16 protein-coding genes and 2 riboswitches are annotated in these 16,407 nt (G+C 30.9%); of the genes, 12 read left to right on the plus strand and 4 right to left on the minus strand.

What is annotated here, in order from left to right; all coding sequences use genetic code 11:
- Window positions 1-804 (minus strand): bifunctional hydroxymethylpyrimidine kinase/phosphomethylpyrimidine kinase, encoded by an 804-nt coding sequence (gene thiD / locus CPAL_RS06585; protein ID WP_106024292.1) that lies wholly within the window; start codon window positions 802-804, stop codon window positions 1-3.
- A gap of 124 nt (window positions 805-928) precedes the next feature.
- Window positions 929-1,031: riboswitch (TPP riboswitch) on the minus strand.
- A gap of 179 nt (window positions 1,032-1,210) precedes the next feature.
- On the opposite strand from thiD, the gene CPAL_RS06590 reads away from it, so the two are divergent.
- Window positions 1,211-2,119, plus strand: coding sequence for a patatin-like phospholipase family protein (locus CPAL_RS06590; RefSeq protein ID WP_061858229.1), 909 nt, complete (start codon window positions 1,211-1,213; stop codon window positions 2,117-2,119).
- A 144-nt stretch (window positions 2,120-2,263) separates the two neighbouring features.
- Here the strand turns inward: CPAL_RS06590 and CPAL_RS06595 are convergent, their stop codons facing one another.
- Window positions 2,264-3,094 carry a methyl-accepting chemotaxis protein gene (locus tag CPAL_RS06595; protein ID WP_061858230.1) on the minus strand — a complete coding sequence of 277 codons (831 nt, stop codon included), beginning with the start codon at window positions 3,092-3,094 and terminating at the stop codon, window positions 2,264-2,266.
- A gap of 293 nt (window positions 3,095-3,387) precedes the next feature.
- Here CPAL_RS06595 and CPAL_RS06600 point away from each other — a divergent pair, with 293 nt between their 5' ends.
- Genes CPAL_RS06600 through CPAL_RS06620 form a run of 5 tightly spaced genes read left to right on the plus strand, consistent with a single transcriptional unit; the run spans window position 3,388 to window position 7,864 of the window.
- The gene (locus tag CPAL_RS06600; RefSeq protein ID WP_106024293.1) at window positions 3,388-3,768 is read left to right on the plus strand and encodes a GntR family transcriptional regulator; all 381 of its coding nucleotides are present in this window, start codon (window positions 3,388-3,390) and stop codon (window positions 3,766-3,768) included.
- A complete protein-coding gene (locus CPAL_RS06605) occupies window positions 3,765-4,661 on the plus strand; it encodes an ABC transporter ATP-binding protein (RefSeq protein WP_106024294.1) in 897 nt (298 codons plus the stop codon). The genes CPAL_RS06600 and CPAL_RS06605 overlap by 4 nt, the downstream gene beginning before the upstream one ends.
- The gene (locus CPAL_RS06610; RefSeq protein ID WP_106024295.1) at window positions 4,642-5,730 is read left to right on the plus strand and encodes an ABC-2 transporter permease; all 1,089 of its coding nucleotides are present in this window, start codon (window positions 4,642-4,644) and stop codon (window positions 5,728-5,730) included. Before CPAL_RS06605 ends, CPAL_RS06610 begins: the two co-directional genes overlap by 20 nt.
- A gap of 17 nt (window positions 5,731-5,747) precedes the next feature.
- Entirely contained in the window at window positions 5,748-6,665 is a 918-nt protein-coding gene (locus tag CPAL_RS06615) for an ABC transporter ATP-binding protein (RefSeq protein WP_106024296.1), read from the plus strand.
- On the plus strand, window positions 6,662-7,864 hold the full coding sequence (locus tag CPAL_RS06620; RefSeq protein WP_106024297.1) for an ABC transporter permease subunit: 1,203 nt from the start codon (window positions 6,662-6,664) through the stop codon (window positions 7,862-7,864). Before CPAL_RS06615 ends, CPAL_RS06620 begins: the two co-directional genes overlap by 4 nt.
- A gap of 166 nt (window positions 7,865-8,030) precedes the next feature.
- Here CPAL_RS06620 and CPAL_RS06625 read toward each other — a convergent pair whose 3' ends face one another.
- Together CPAL_RS06625 and CPAL_RS06630 are read right to left on the minus strand one after the other, a co-directional pair.
- Window positions 8,031-8,774 (minus strand): TIGR03915 family putative DNA repair protein, encoded by a 744-nt coding sequence (locus CPAL_RS06625; protein ID WP_061858236.1) that lies wholly within the window; start codon window positions 8,772-8,774, stop codon window positions 8,031-8,033.
- Window positions 8,775-8,787: 13 nt separating this feature from the next.
- Complete coding sequence (locus CPAL_RS06630; protein WP_061858237.1) at window positions 8,788-10,116, minus strand: putative DNA modification/repair radical SAM protein; 1,329 nt, start codon at window positions 10,114-10,116, stop codon at window positions 8,788-8,790.
- A 194-nt stretch (window positions 10,117-10,310) separates the two neighbouring features.
- Between CPAL_RS06630 and CPAL_RS06635 the strand changes: the two genes are divergently transcribed.
- The 6 genes from CPAL_RS06635 to CPAL_RS06660 all read left to right on the plus strand — a co-directional run bounded on the left by CPAL_RS06635 (window position 10,311) and on the right by CPAL_RS06660 (window position 16,406).
- Entirely contained in the window at window positions 10,311-10,856 is a 546-nt protein-coding gene (locus CPAL_RS06635; protein ID WP_061858238.1) for a glutathione peroxidase, read from the plus strand.
- Between the two features lie 120 nt (window positions 10,857-10,976).
- A riboswitch (SAM riboswitch) is annotated at window positions 10,977-11,087 on the plus strand.
- Window positions 11,088-11,191: 104 nt separating this feature from the next.
- A complete protein-coding gene (metF, locus tag CPAL_RS06640; RefSeq protein ID WP_106024320.1) occupies window positions 11,192-12,094 on the plus strand; it encodes a methylenetetrahydrofolate reductase [NAD(P)H] in 903 nt (300 codons plus the stop codon).
- 99 nt (window positions 12,095-12,193) lie between these two features.
- On the plus strand, window positions 12,194-12,649 hold the full coding sequence (locus CPAL_RS06645) for an S-ribosylhomocysteine lyase (RefSeq protein ID WP_061858240.1): 456 nt from the start codon (window positions 12,194-12,196) through the stop codon (window positions 12,647-12,649).
- Window positions 12,650-12,707: 58 nt separating this feature from the next.
- Window positions 12,708-13,376: a vitamin B12 dependent-methionine synthase activation domain-containing protein gene (locus tag CPAL_RS06650; RefSeq protein ID WP_061858241.1), complete on the plus strand. Its 669-nt coding sequence runs from the start codon at window positions 12,708-12,710 to the stop codon at window positions 13,374-13,376.
- Entirely contained in the window at window positions 13,366-15,741 is a 2,376-nt protein-coding gene (locus CPAL_RS06655; protein WP_273093427.1) for a homocysteine S-methyltransferase family protein, read from the plus strand. Before CPAL_RS06650 ends, CPAL_RS06655 begins: the two co-directional genes overlap by 11 nt.
- A 365-nt stretch (window positions 15,742-16,106) precedes the next feature.
- Window positions 16,107-16,406, plus strand: a complete 300-nt coding sequence (locus tag CPAL_RS06660; RefSeq protein ID WP_061858243.1) for an ATP-dependent Clp protease adaptor ClpS — start codon at window positions 16,107-16,109, stop codon at window positions 16,404-16,406.
- Window position 16,407 lies beyond the last annotated feature (1 nt).

Raw genomic sequence — 16,407 nt, forward strand, 5'->3', positions numbered from 1 at the left:
TTATTCATAAATTATACCTCCTTTTTTATATAGGTCTATAAAATGTCCTACAGGTCCAACACCATGGCCAATTGAAAATGAATTTTTTATTGCCGTATGTATATACTCCTTTGAAAGTTTTACAGCTTCATAAATGCTGTAGCCTTTAGCTAAAAAGCTTGCTATTGCAGAGGATAGAGTGCAGCCGGTGCCATGAGTATTTTTGGTTTCTATTTTTGTCCCTTCTATAGATAAAAACTCATTATTAAAGTAGAGAATGTCTGTAGAACTATTGCATCTGTGACCTCCTTTTACTAATACATTTTTTACTCCATACTCTGTAATCTTTAAGGCCGCTTTTTTCATGTCTTCTTCAGAACTTATCTTCATCCCTGTAAGTTCCTCAGCTTCAGGAATGTTAGGGGTTACAATATCTGAAATGCTAATTAAGTTTTTAAGTTCACCAATTGCTTCCAGTTTTAATAAATAGTATCCACTTTTAGATATCATAACAGGATCTAAAACGATGTTTTTAATTTTGTATTCTAGTAATACATTTTTTATGGTTGATATAATCTCAGAATTAGATACCATTCCTATCTTTACAGCATCTACTTTTATGTCATCAAAGATTGCTCTCATCTGAGCTTCAACAATATCTTTACTGATTTCTTGAACAGCAGTAACTCCTTGAGTATTTTGAGCTGTAACTGCACAGATTACGCTCATTCCATAAACTCCAAGTGCACTCATAGTTTTCAAGTCTGCTTGAATACCAGCTCCTCCACAACTATCGGAACCAGCGATAGTCAATACCTTTTTCATAAAATCATCCTTTCTTTTCAATAAAAAAATAACACTCATACAAAATAAATATTGCATGAGTGTTTAAAACAATAAGTAAAATATAAAAGCTTCTCTACCGCAAAGGAAAGAAGCTCTATATACTATATAATAACTCATTGCTTCCTGCGCTAGCATTATCTAGATTCAGGTTCGGAGGGTTAGAATTAAATTCTTCTCAGCCATAATGGGCACCCCTGCAATATATTTAATTTATTAAGTTTTCCATTTGTTTGTTATTATATCATAGGTTACAGAATTTGCAACATATATCTACAATTTTTAATAACATATTTTTTATGGCTCTAGCTTCTATTTAAGATATAGTAACACTAATGATTAAATGTTTCATATCTTAAAATGAAACATTATTTTCAGGGGAGATAACATGAAAATTGACGCTGTTTTTGAAGGTGGTGGAGTAAAAGGAATAGCATTGGTAGGAGCTGTATGCTGTCTTGAAAATAGAGGATATAAATTTCAAAATTTAGCAGGGACTTCAGCAGGAGCCATAGTAGCAGCTCTTTTAGCAGCAGGTTATACTGGAAAAGAATTAAAAAATATAATATTAAAAATTAATTATGCAAAGTTTTTAGACAAAAGCATTTTCAATAAATTTAAAATTACTTCTCATGTTAATAAAATCATAGGCTTACTGAAAGACAAGGGAATTTATTCTGGAGATCCTATAGAAGGGTATATAGAGGAATTGCTCAAGAAAAAGGGAAAGGTCAAATTTAGGGACGTAAGCAGAAATGGAAAGTCTTATCTTAAAATAATAGCTTCTGATATTACTAAGGGAGATATGCTGATTTTACCAGATGATCTTATACTTTATGATATAGATCCTTTAGATTTTTCAATAGCTAAGGCTGTAAGAATGAGTATAAGTATTCCTCTGTTTTTTAAACCAGTAAAGCTTAAACATAAAACTGGAATGAGTCTTATAGTAGATGGAGGCATTTTAAGTAACTATCCTATCTGGATATTTGATGGACAAGGTGAACCTAAACGGCCTACTATTGGATTAAAACTCATAGAAGATAATCAAAGTCTTACTTCGAAAGGAAAAACTGATCTAATTTCTTTTATAATTGATATAGTAAGTGCTATGCTTAACAAAAATGAAGAAATATATGTAAAACATAAAGACTGGATAAGAACTATAGGAATACCAACCTTAGGAGTAAAAGGTACTGAATTCGATAAAATAAGTACAATGGGCCTAAAGCTTTTTGAATCAGGATATAAAAGTGCAGAAAAGTTTTTAAAAGATTATCCATACCATTTCATATAAAAGTTACGGTACATTGGTGAGATATTTAAACATCACGCATGGAATTTACATTGTAGAAAGCGTTGAACAAATCTTATAAACTTTCCTTAATGCAAATCCTATGCGTGATGTCATATACAATAAAATTGCCATGCAATTTTATTATTATCTGAATTTTTGAGAAAAATCTTCTAATTGCTTTGTTGCTTCATTTATATTGTTCAGAGCCGCAGCAATTTCTTCAGTAGACGCTGCTTGTTCTTGGCTTATAGAAGCTACATTATCTATGTCTTTGCTTATTGCATCAACCGCATCATTTATATCTTCAAGTATTTTTTTTATTTGTGCTACTGATTCTTGACTTTGATTAGCAAGCTTTCTTATTTCACTAGCAACAACTCCAAATCCTTTTCCTTGTTCTCCAGCTCTTGCAGATTCAATTGCAGCATTTAAGCCAAGTAGGTTTATTTGAGATGCAATATTTTTTATTATTTCTAGAGCTTTAGAAGTTTGTTCTGCTTTTTTTAGAGTTTCTTGTACATTTTCAAGAGCTTTTCCTCCAGACTTTGCTAATGTGGCAGCACTAGCTGCTACTTGTCCTATGCTTGCACTAGCTTGTTCAGTTGATAAAGAAAGACTATTTATTCCATCTAGTAGCTGAAGGCTTTCATTAAAATCAACAGCGGAGCATATTAGACCTATCACATTTCCGCTAGGATTTTTTATAGGCTGCATAAAGACTTTTACAGCAACGCCAAAGGTCTCTTTAGGAACATCGTACTTAATGAGTTGTCCAGACTTTATACAATTCATCATATCTTTAGAATCAAGAATAGATTGCCCTACTTTAATTTTTAAATCAAAATTATTAGCTGGAATATAGGCTATATACTTTTCTAAATCTGTTACATAGAAAGCAATATCATCTCTTGTTATTGGATTTAAATAAGGTAAAGATTCACAAATACCTTCTAAGATAGCTTTATCATCCTTCATATAAATTCCTCCTAGAGTTCAACTTTAATATGTAAATTAATGCCTAAGTAAGGTATTTTTCTACAATTACTATTATTATAAACCAATATGGAAAATTACCGCAACTTTCAAAGCTAATGCTTACTAAAATACTTATCTAAAAAATTTTTAATAAAGCTCTTTACAAAATATAATACTTGCATTACAATAATGGTGTACTAATTAAATTAGTACACATAGTACACATAGTACACTTAGTACAGTTAGTATATTACATAGATTACTTAAAGTTACACCGGGAGGTGAAATTAAAATTGATAAATATAGATATTAGAAGCAGCAGACCTATATATGAGCAGATTATTGACGGTATAAAAGAAAATATTCTAAAGGGAATATTGCAGCCAGGAGATAAGCTTCCTTCTGTGAGAGAGATGTCTTCTATGATTACTGCTAATCCTAATACTGTGAGCAGAGCTTATATGGAGCTTGAGAGACAGGGAGTGACTGAGACCATTAGAGGTAGGGGAACCTATGTATCTTCAAATTATAAACCAAAAGTGGAGGAAGATAGGATGGAAAAGTTAAAAGAGGATATAAAGAAGATTATATTAGAAGCACATTATATGGGAATTAAGAAAGAGCAAATTGTAAAGTTAATAAATGAGTCCTATGAAGAGGTGAAAAAGAAGTGATAGAGATTATAAATGGCTATAAAAGTCTTGGAGATAAAGAGGTTTTAAAGAATATAAATTTAAAAGTAGAACAGGGCAGTATATTTGGGCTTATTGGACCAAATGGAGCGGGAAAAACCACCCTTATCAAAAGTATGATGGGAATTTATAAATTAGATAAAGGTGAAATAAAGGTTAAGGAAGAGCCTGTATTTGAAAATTCTAAGATTAAGGGTGTTATGGGATATGTTACGGATGAAAACACTCTTTTAGATTATTTTACATTAAAGGATGCGGTTAAATTTTATTCTTTAAGTTATAAAAGTTTTGATGAGAATAGATTTTATGAACTAAATAAAATCTTTCAACTTCCTGAGAAAAAGTCCATAAGAAAGTTCTCAAAAGGAATGAAGATGAGACTTTCTATAATGCTTAATTTAAGTATTATGCCAGAAGTTTTAGTCATGGATGAGCCTACTAATGGGCTTGACCCTATAGTTAAAAGAGAATTTATAAATATACTGCTAGAAGATGTTGCAGAAAGAGGAACTACTGTGCTTATATCTTCCCACAACTTAGGAGAGCTTGAAAGAATTTGTGATAGCATTGCAATTATCAATAATGGAGAGATTAAATATTCAAATTCCATAGAGAAAATGAAAGAAACTATAAGAAAGATACAGGTAGTTTTTAAAAATGATGCACCAAGTGATTTAGGAGAATGGAATGAGATAATCAAAGTAGAAAAGGTAGGAAGGGTTTACAACATAGTTACTAAGGATTACAGCAAAGAGTTTTTAGATAAGCTTAATAGCTGCGAAATTCTTTTCCAAGAAGAAATAGATTTAACTCTTGAAGATATGTTTATATACTCAATTGGAGGTGATGTTAACTATGAAGAACTATTTAAATAAAGCACTATTATATAAGGAATGGAAGAATGTAAGAGCTTTAAGCGGATTGTTTTTTGGACAGTTGATTTTATTTACAATAGTACCATTTGTGAAAACTGTTCAAAGCTTGCAGAATGAAGTTAGCCAAGGGACTTTCAATAATAGTTATGTGAAGAATTTTAATCAATTTTTCTTAGAAGGAAATGCAAGTGAAGTAGCGGTGATAATAACTTTAATCGTTTTAGGAACCTTCATTGTAGGAAATGATATTATGGGGAGAAAATATGATTCATTAAGCTCTATGCCATTTAAAAGAGAAGAAATTATTATATCAAAATGGATTGTGTCAGCATTGACGGTAATAGTTTCAGTTATATTGAGTTCTATAGTCATAGCACTAATATATATAGCAAATAAAAGTGTTTTAGGAGGATACATGAATGGAAGCATGATTTTTCAGAGAGCGCTCATGAACTCCTTAACTTATCTGTTTGTTGTTACTTTTATAATGCTTATTCAAGGCCTTTCAGGAAAAAATATACTTGGAGGAGTTGTTGGTACTATATTTTTATTACTTCCTATGGGATTATTCGTGCTAACTTCCGCATTTTTAAGAACACTAACTCTTAATCCTAATATATTGTCAGAGAAACACTACATTGCTATAACAAATAAATTTGAAAGTATTGCTTCTGTAATTTCCTTAGCTGGTTATAGTTTTCCTATAAATAATTTTGACATTTATCAAAAAGCTTTCATACTAGCTGTGATTATACCAATTCTTGCAATCTTATTAGTATATTCTTTTAAAAATATTCCACTAGAGAGAAATGGATATATAGTAATCTTTGCACCATTAGAAATTATATTCAAAATAGGTGTTTCAGTATGCTTTGCTCTTTTAGGAGGCAGCATAGCTTCAGAATTTTTTAAAGGACATTATCATTTATATCAATATGGCATTGATAACTTAGAAATTTATGTACCTATTGCAAACAAAATAATTACTTTAACTATGCTGACTACTTTACTATGTGGATGTATTGTTTATGCCATAACAAGAAAAATTATAGAAATGAGTAAAAGATAAGAAAGGGAGGTTTAGGTATGAATGTACTAGAAGTTAAAGATGTTAAAAAGCGTCTTGGTAAAAAAGAAATAATAAAAGGAATAAGTTTTAATGTTAAAGAAGGAGAGATTTTTGGATTTTTAGGACCAAATGGAGCAGGAAAGACTACTACTATAAGAATGTTAGTAGGGCTTATTGCGCCAAACTCTGGAAGTATAGTAATTGCAGGACATGATATGTCAAAAGAAAGAGAAAAGGCACTAGCCTCTGTTGGGGCAGTGGTTGAAAATCCCGAGCTTTACACTTATCTCTCAGGAAGAGAAAACTTAATGCAAATTGCAAGGATAAGAAAGATAGACAAAGAGTATGTAAATGAGATAATAGAACTTGTAAATTTAAAGAATAGAATAGATGATAAGGTTAGAAAGTATTCTCTTGGAATGAAACAAAGGCTAGGTCTTGCAGCGGCACTGATTGCAAAACCTAAACTTCTAATACTAGATGAACCTACAAATGGACTTGATCCAACAGGAATTCTAGATTTTAGGAGCATAGTAAAAAAAGCAGCAAGAGAAACTGGTATAGCAGTTTTTATATCATCTCATATATTAAGCGAAGTTCAGATGATATGTGATAGAGTTGCTTTTATAAATAATGGAGTTATTCAATCTGTAGAGAGTGTATATGGAGATGTAGTAAAGAGCGAAATAGAGAATATAGTTTTATCTGTAAAAGAAAAGGATAAATGCATAGAAATATTAGAAAGCTTAGAATTTGTTCATAATGTTTCTTTAGGGAAAGACGTGATTAAATGTAGTATTGATAAAGGATTTGTGCCAGAGATTGTATTTAAGCTATCAGAAAATAGGATACGCATAGAGGAAATTTATAAGAAGCATACAGAGCTTGAAGAGAGATATATGGAGCTTGTTGAAGGAGGAAAAAGAGCGATATGATGGTAACATTAATTAGAAATGAAATTATAAAGCTTATGCAGAGAAGAAAAACTTTAGTTGTAACAGGATTGTTTATTTTATTTGTAGGATTTATAGCTTTTGCATCCTATAAAACTTCTGAATCTATGAAGGAGTGGAATAAGCCAGAGAGAAGAATTCAAAGTGAGCAAGAGAATATCGCACATTTGAATCAAATGAAAAACGATGTTAATATTTCAGAAGAAGAGAAGTTACGTTTGAATGAAGAAATAAAACAAGCTAATTTAAGAATAGAAGAAATTAAAAAGGAACAATCCAGCGGAAAGAAGGATTGGAGAGTTACCTTAAAGGGAGATATAAAGCAGTTAGAAGAGCAAATAAATAATGTTCAGATAGACAATGAAGAAAAAGATAGATTAAATATAGACTTAATGACAAAAAAGTATCTATTAGATAACAATATAGAACCAGAAGATAATTCTTATGATGTAACAGCAACAAAATTTATAAGAGATTTATTTAATATTTTAGGAGTTATGTTCTTAGCAATAGGAATTACTATATTTAGCTCAGATATGGTATCAGGAGAGTACACCCCTCCAACTATGAAGTTTTTATTAACTCAGCCTGTATCAAGAGGAAAAATACTATTATCAAAATTTATAGCTTTAATTTTATCCTCCAGCATAATAATTGTGTTAATTGAAATTATAGCCTTTTTAGTAGTAGGGCTTATATTCAGCTTTGGAAATATGGATTATCCAGTAGCTGTTGGTTCAAGGTTTGTATATGACAATGCTATTGCTAATGATATGGGACAAAAGGTTTTAAAAATGGTATCCGGAAGCACAATTATAATCCCGATGTGGAAATATTTAATTGAAATGTTTTTGTTTCAAATTTTATTTATTATAGCATCAGCAGCCTTTGCCTTCCTACTATCAACAATAGTAGGCAGCAGTATGGTATCTATGGCAATAAATATAGTGCTAATAATAGCCTTTACAATGTTTCAGAGCATACCTTATGTTAGCAAATATGTTCATTATATATTTAGCACCTTTGGGGATCCATCTATGGTTCTAAGTGGAAGAATAGCTACCCAGTTTAATAATCCTAATATAACCCTTGGATTTGTCATAGGAGTGCTTGTAATATGGACTATTGTAAGCTATGTGATTTCACATGTGGTATTTACTAAGAAAGATATACTTATATAGCAGGTTAGAGTTTAGAGAGTGGGAATGGCAGTGGAGGAGTGGAGAAGTTTAGAGAGTGTAGGGAGTTTAGAAAATTTGTTTTTTCTAAATTAAGAGAAGTTCCTAAACTCCTTCACTTTCTACTCCTCCAATTTTACACTTTTTAAATTTTTTACTTGCTCTTATATCAAGAAATTTCCGTTAGAAACTTCCAATAACGCTTTGGCATATGCATTTTCTGAAGTTTTAGGTTAAGTCTGCTTTCTATAGTAGTGCTTCTAAAGTATTCTCTCCAAAGACATTCATATATTTCATCTTTGGCTTCATTCAGCAATTTTAGTCCATGATTTTTAGAAAGAGTAGTAATTGACCATTCTTGTCCATTATACATTGATGCTATTTCTCTTTTTAAATCATGGATTATGAAATTTTCACTGCATAAACGATCTGCAAAGTGAGGAGTAATTAAAGCAACAATGTTGTGTTCAGGTTCTATAGCAGAGTATAAAAAATTATTATTTATATTTTTAAATCTCACAAAGCCTAACATTCTATGAATTTCACCTGTAACTTTTTTAACTAATCTGTGAACTTCCAAAACCCTCTTGTCATAAATATGTAAATCTATATTTTTTCCAAGTTTAAAGCCAAGTCTTATGTAGTTATAGATTAAATCACTAGAGTTCCTTACTTCAGAAAGATATACATAAAATATATATTTTAATGAAACAGGAGAAATTTTTTGCTTTATAGCATTATATACCTTTGAGAATTTATCAATGTCAGTTTCTATATAAATTTCCTTATTTAAAAGATTAGGTATAAATTCATTTCTTTTTAAAATCTCTTCAGGTTTTTCTTTTCTATAATAGGATTCGTAAATACAGGTTAACAATCCTTCAAAGCTTCCATCATAGGTATAACAAATCATAGCTGTACCTCCTTTATAACTCACCGGTTATTTTACTAAAAGCATCACTAGGATTATAAATAGCAGGAGTTTCTGTAAAAAAAGAAAGTTGTTCATAATTTAGATTAGCTTTTTTATTGACAACAGTACTTTTATTACTGATGTTATCAGTAAGTCTTTTTCGTATTAATGCTTCATCAAAATCTACTTCTCCATAGTATTTTCCTTTGCAGGTTATAAAATATTTTGCTCTTTTTAAGACTACACCTAAGGCTCTTAAATCATCAAAATTGAGAGAGTGAACTCTTCTTGATGAGGCGATTTTTCCAACAGAGCGTATTCCTATACCAGGCACACGGAGAAGATCTCTTGTAGAAGCAGTATTCACTTCTATAGGAAAATTTTCTAGATGGCGAAGTGCCCAATCGGTTTTAGGATCAAGATTTATATCGAAGTTTGGATTGTTTTCATTTAAAAGCTCTTTTGCAGAAAAACCATAGAATCTTAAAAGCCAGTCAGCCTGATAAAGTCTATGTTCTCTTAAAATAGGAGTAGGAGTAGTTAAAGATGGAAGTTTAGGATTATCAGCCACTGGAACATAGGCAGAATAATAAACTCTTTTTAAACTAAATTTGTTGTAAAGACTTTCAGAGAGCTTTATAATTTGAAGATCGCTCTCAGGAGTAGCTCCGATTATAAGTTGAGTGCTCTGTCCTGCAGGTAAAAAGGATGGAGAATTTTTATAAAGTTTGTTTTCAATTCTTGAAACTGCAATTTGAGAGCCTATAAGGGACATTGGATTTAATATATTTTCCTTCTTTTTTTGAGGAGCTAAGAGCTTTAGGCTATTTGAGGAAGGAAGTTCAATATTAACACTCATTCTATCCGCAAGTTTTCCAGCCTTTTTAATGAGAATAGGGTCTGCTCCAGGTATGGCTTTTAGATGAATATATCCATTAAATTTATGTTGGTTTCTAAGTTTGGCAGCAACATCAATCAAAAGTTCCATAGTATAATTTGGATTTTTGAATACAGCAGAGCTTAAAAATAATCCTTCTATATAATTTCTTTTATAAAAATTTATAGTTAAGTTTACTACTTCTTGTGGAGTAAAAGCAGCCCTTGGTATATCGCTTGAAATTCTATTGATACAATAAGCACAGTCATAGCAGCAGTAGTTTGTGAGGAGGATTTTTAGCAGAGATATGCACCTACCATCTGCAGTAAAGCTGTGACATATGCCGCTTGTGTTGCAACTTCCAAGCCCACCTTTTGTATTTTTTCTTCTATTTCCACTAGATGAACAGGATACATCATATTTAGCAGCATCTGATAGTATTTTTAGCTTTTCCAATATATCCATATTAACACTTCCTTAGAATTTATAACTATATGATACCAAACATATGTTCTTATGTAAATATATTATTTGCTAAACAAGTAAGATATATTATGGCAAATAAGCATTTTTATAAGAATATTGAAATAAAATAAGGTTATCCTAAATGTATAGCAATTTCTTAAAAAACTAATTTTTCATAAACGGAGGGGATAAATGTGTCAATATATGATTTCAAAGTAAAGACAATAGATGGAGAGGAGATTTCACTTGAAAAGTATAAAGGCAAAGTGTTAATCATTGTAAACACTGCAAGCAAATGTGGTTTTACTCCTCAGTATGAAGGATTAGAGGAGCTTTATAAGAAATACAAATCACAAGGACTTGAAATATTAGGATTTCCAAGCAACCAATTTGCAGAACAGGAGCCTGGAAGCAACGAGGAAGTAAAAAACTTTTGCAAAATCAATTATGGAGTAAGCTTTCAACTTTTTGAAAAGATAGATGTAAGAGGCGAAAATGCACATCCATTATTTAAATATTTAAGTGAAAAGATTCCTTTTAAAGGCATAGATAAAAATCATCCTGTAGGTAGTAAATTAACTGAAGTATTAGAAAAGGAATTTCCAGAGTTTCTAGAAGGAAACTCTATAAAGTGGAATTTTACTAAGTTTTTAATAGATAGGAATGGAAATGTAGTTGAAAGATTTGAACCTACTACAGAACCTAAAGATATGGCTCCTTATATAGAAAAATTGCTTTAAGCAAAAAACTATGTTGAATAAACATAGTAAACTTTAGCATTTATCTATAAAACAATTTAGAAAGCATTGACATTATTGAGAGTTACATATATAATCATAAACATAAATAAAACGGAATATTTCTTATCAAGAGAGGCGGAGGGACTGGCCCTGTGAAGCCCAGCAACCAGTATGGATTTTAGAATTTATACAATGGTGCTAATTCCTGCAGCGAAAGCTGAAAGATGAGGATATTAAATGGGAGAAGACCTAAAGGATGTCCTTTAGGTCTTTTACTATTTTTAAACTTTTTAAGAAATATTCCTGAATGTACATTAATATTGGGGGGCATTTTTATGTATATAAAGGACATATTTTCAAACAAAAAAACTGTAATTTCATTTGAGATTTTTCCACCAAAGAAAGATTATTCTATAGACACTATATATGAGACTATAGATAAGCTGGCACCTTTAAATCCAGACTATATAAGTGTAACCTATGGGGCTGGGGGAAATACTAAGGATAGAAATAAAACTGTTGAGATAGCTTCTATTATAAAGAATAAATATAATATTGAAGCATTAGCACATTTAACTTGTATTTCCTCTACTAGAGATGAAGTAGAGGAAGTCTTAAAATTATTAAAAGATAATAATATTAAAAACATACTAGCACTTAGAGGAGATATTCCTCAGGATCCGAATTTTAAATTTCCAACTCCTCTTCACTTTAAATATGCAGTAAATTTGATAGAAAAAATAAAAAGTAGAAAAGATTTTTGCATAGGTAGTGCTTGTTACCCAGAAGGGCATATTGAATGTAATAATTTTGATGATGATTTACAAAATCTTAAAAAGAAGGTAGACGCCGGAGCAGACTTTTTAATAACTCAGTTATTTTTTGATAACAACTTCTTCTATAATTTTAGAGAAAAGGTAGATGAGATAGGCATTAATGTTCCTATAGAAGTAGGGATTATGCCAGTTACAAACAGCCGGCAGATAAAAAGAATAACATCACTATGTGGAGCTTATGTGCCTAAAAAGTTTGAAAAGATTATGGATAGATATATTGATAAACCACAGGCTTTAAAAGATGCTGGAATTGCCTATGCTACAGAGCAGATAATAGATCTATTATCTTCAGGAGTAGAAGGAATTCACATATACACCATGAACAATCCAGAGGTAGCAAGAAGAATTGTCTCTAATATAGATTCTGTTGTAAAAGCTATAAATAACAATATAGCTGTATAGAAGGCTAAATTTCAAAAATTTATTATTTGGTATTATAAAAATAAAGGGTATAATTGACTAGAGTATAGAGATTAAAAAAAATATAAGGAGGAATTTAAAATGCCACAAGTAGAAAGTTTTCAGTTAGATCATAGAAAGGTTGTTGCGCCTTATGTAAGAAAAGCAGGAGTTTTAAATGGACAACATGGAGATGTAGTAACAAAATTCGACTTGAGATTTTTACAACCTAATAAAGAAGCAATGCCAACTGCAGCTATGCACGCTTTAGAACATCTTCTTGCAGGGTTTTTAAGAGAACATTTAGACAATGTAATTGACATATCTCCAATGGGATGTAGAACAGGATTTTATCTTGTAATGTGGGGAGAAGTAGAACCAGAAACAGTAAAAAATGCTCTTGAAGCTTCTTTAAAACAGGTACTAGAAGCAGAAGAAGTTCCAGCAGCAAATGATTTACAATGTGGAAATTATAGAGATTTATCTTTATTTGGAGCAAAGGAATATGCAAAATATGTATTAGATAAAGGTTTTAGTACTAAATTCTACAGAGACTAGAAATTCCTATATAGGAGCTAGTCTGCGTATTATATAAGTTACTTAAGGGGTGGTGGCAGTGCACATAGATAGAAAAGAAGTTTTAAGATATTTGGGGCACAAAAATTGTGTAATTGATAAAAGCATAGATTTATTAATAGATGAATGCATAAAGGAAATAAAAGAAATTTCAAATTATAAATATGTATATAATATATTTAATATTCAAAGATATGAAGACTCAATAAGTCTTAGTGAAAGCAATCTAGTATTTAAAGGGAAAGATATATTAGAACATCTTAAGGATTCGTCTATGTGCGCTGTTATGGCTGTAACTCTTGGAAGCATGATGGATACTAGAATAAGATATTATGAGAAGGTAGATTTAACAAAGGCATTGATTTTAGATGCGTGTGCTTCTACTGCTGTAGAGTGGATTTGTGATGAAGTGCAAAATGAGATAAAGCAGAAAGCAGAAAATATGAATCTAGGTATTACATATAGATATAGTCCGGGGTATGGTGATTTTTCCATAGAAATTCAATCTAAAGTAATAAATGCATTAGAAGCACAAAAGAGAATAGGACTTACAGTAAATGAAAACAATATTTTGATACCAAGAAAATCTGTAAGTGCAGTAATAGGATTTCAAGATAAAAATATTAAATCTGAACCTCCAGGATGTAAAAAATGCAGCAGTTTTGGGAAATGTGAATATAGAAAAGGGGGCAGTTATTGTGGGAATTAAAAGTGATTTATTAAATAGATTTATATTTTTTGATGGAGCTATGGGGACTATGCTTCAAAATAGAGGACTTAAGGCAGGAGAGGTTCCAGAAACATATAATATTCTGCATCCAGATATAATAAAAGAAATTCATGAAAAATACATAAAAGCAGGAGCTAATATAATAACTACAAATACCTTTGGAGCTAATGAGTTAAAGCTTAAAGATACTGGATATTCTGTAGAAGAAGTGATAACAAGCGCTGTTAATATAGCTAAAGAAGCAAAAAAGAATAGCAGAGAAACATACATAGCACTAGATATTGGGCCAATTGGACAAATGCTGGAGCCTATAGGAACTTTAAGCTTTGAAAGAGCTTATGAGATTTTTAAAAGACAGGTAGAAGCTGGAGTTAAAGCTGGATGTGATCTTATATTAGTAGAGACAATTTCGGATTTATACGAGGCTAAGGCGGCAATTTTAGCAGCAAAGGAAAACAGCAGTCTTCCAGTATTTTGTACCATGACCTTTGGAGAGGATGGAAGAACTTTTACAGGAACGGACCCTTTAACTATGGTTACTCTTTTAGAAGGTCTAGGAGTTGATGCTTTAGGAGTAAATTGTTCTCTTGGACCAAAGGAGCTGCTTCCTATAGCTGAAAAGATATTAGAATATTCTTCAATTCCTGTTATTGTTCAAGCAAATGCAGGACTTCCAAGAGTTGAGTATGGGAAAACTGTATATGAAATTACACCTGAAGAATTTGTAGATAATATAAAAATAATGGCTAAAAAAGGTGCATCTATTTTAGGTGGCTGCTGTGGTACAGATGATGAGTACATAAAAAGAGTAGTGGAAGCATTAAAAGACTTAAAACCTGTTAAAATAACAGATAAAAAATTAACTGCTGTATGTTCTTCAAGTAAAACTGTGATCTTAGGTAAAGAGGTAAAGCTTATAGGGGAAAGAATTAATCCAACAGGAAAGAAAATATTTAAAGAGGCCTTAAAAAATAATAATATGGACTATATACTAAGGGAAGCTATAAACCAGGTAGAAGCTGGAGCAGATATATTAGATGTAAATGTGGGACTTCCAGAAATAGATGAAAAAGAAGTTATGGTGAAAACAGTTAAAGAAATACAATCTATAATAAATGTTCCTCTTCAAATAGATAGTTCCGAGGCAGAAGTCATAGAAGCTGCAGTAAGAATTTACAATGGTAAGCCTATAATAAACTCGGTTAATGGAAAAGAAAAGGTCATGAGGTCCATTTTTCCTATAGTCAAAAAATACGGTGCCTGTGTTGTAGGGCTTACTCTTGATGATAATGGTATTCCATCAAAGGCTGAAGATAGAGTTGAAATAGCAGAAAAAATCATAAGCACTGCTATGGAATATGGCATAAAAAAAGAGGATATTTTAATTGATTGTTTAGTGCTTACAGCTTCAGCTCAGCAGAGTGAAGTTATAGAAACCATAAAAGCTGTAAGAATGGTTAAGGAAAAGTTTGGGGTTAAGACTTTGCTTGGCGTGAGCAATGTATCTTTTGGACTTCCTAAAAGGGAGATCTTGAATCAGACTTTTCTTGCTATGGCTTTAGCAGAGGGGGTAGATGCACCTATATTAAATCCTAACAATAAAGCTATAATGGATACAATAAGAGCCTTTAAAGTTCTTTCTAATACAGATAGAGAGGCAAAAGAATATATCAGCATTTACTCCAAAGATGAACATAAAGAAACAATTCAAACAGAAAGTTATAGAGATTTAAAAGAAATAATAATAAAAGGACTAAAAGATGAAGCTATAGGGAAGACAAAAGAACTATTAAGGAGCAAAGATAGTCTAACTATAGTAGATGAATATTTAATTCCAGCCTTAGATGTAGTAGGCAAAAAATATGAAAAGGGAGAAATATTTCTTCCACAACTTATTATGTCTGCTGAAACTGTAAAGAATTCTTTTTCTGTAATCAAAGAAAAAATACAACTAGAAGGAAAAAAAGAAGTTTCTAAAGGAAAAATAATCTTAGCTACAGTACAAGGTGATATTCATGATATTGGGAAAAATATTGTAAAAGTTATTCTTGAAAATTACGGTTTTGAAATAATAGATTTAGGCAAAGATGTGCCTATAGAAAAGATAGTAGAAACAGCGAAAAAGGAAAAAGTAACCTTAGTTGGGTTAAGTGCCCTTATGACAACTACAGTAAAATCTATGGAGAAGACTATAGAAAGCCTAAGAAAAAACAATATACCATGTAAGATTTTGGTTGGAGGAGCAGTATTGAACCAGGAGTATGCTGATATGATAAAGGCAGATTATTATGCTAAGGATGCACAAGAGGCGGTAAAAATTGCAAGAAGATTTTTTAACGTTTAGAGGATGTTTTTAATAAATATAAACTAAGGAAAAAGACAAAAGGTAGATGTTTTATATGCATCTACCTTTAATCTATATAATCAGAAGTTCAAATGATATAGTTGTTGATTTTATTAATAAACACTTCTGTTAAGATTTATTAATAAATATACCAACAACCACTAAGAATTTGCAATGGACTCATCTCCATTTACTTTTAGAATAAAAGCAGTACTTCTTAGTGAAACTTTGAATCCTTCTGACACTATTATATTAACCATTTTTAAAGTTTATATGTGGGGTATTTTTTGTTATAATATCCATAGAATATATAAATTTTTATTATTATATTAAAAAATAAATAATATATTTGGGAGTTGTTGACTTTGAATGAAGTAATATTTACTAAAGAAAAAACGGAAATAAAAATAAAAAAACCGAATATGTACAAGGTTCTTTTGCATAATGATGATTATACGACAATGGATTTTGTGGTTGAGATTTTAATCAAAATATTTAGGAAAAGTCCTATTGAGGCTGAAAGAATCATGTTTGATGTTCATAGAAAAGGCATAGGAATTGCCGGAATATATTCTTATGATATTGCTTCAACTAAAATAAGACAAGTCATGATTATGGCAGAAGAAAATGGATTTCCATTAAAACTAACTTTAGAAAAGGAGTAAT

Origin of the sequence: Clostridium thermopalmarium DSM 5974 (genome assembly GCF_002995795.1) — a bacterium.
GTDB lineage: Bacteria > Bacillota > Clostridia > Clostridiales > Clostridiaceae > Clostridium_H > Clostridium_H thermopalmarium.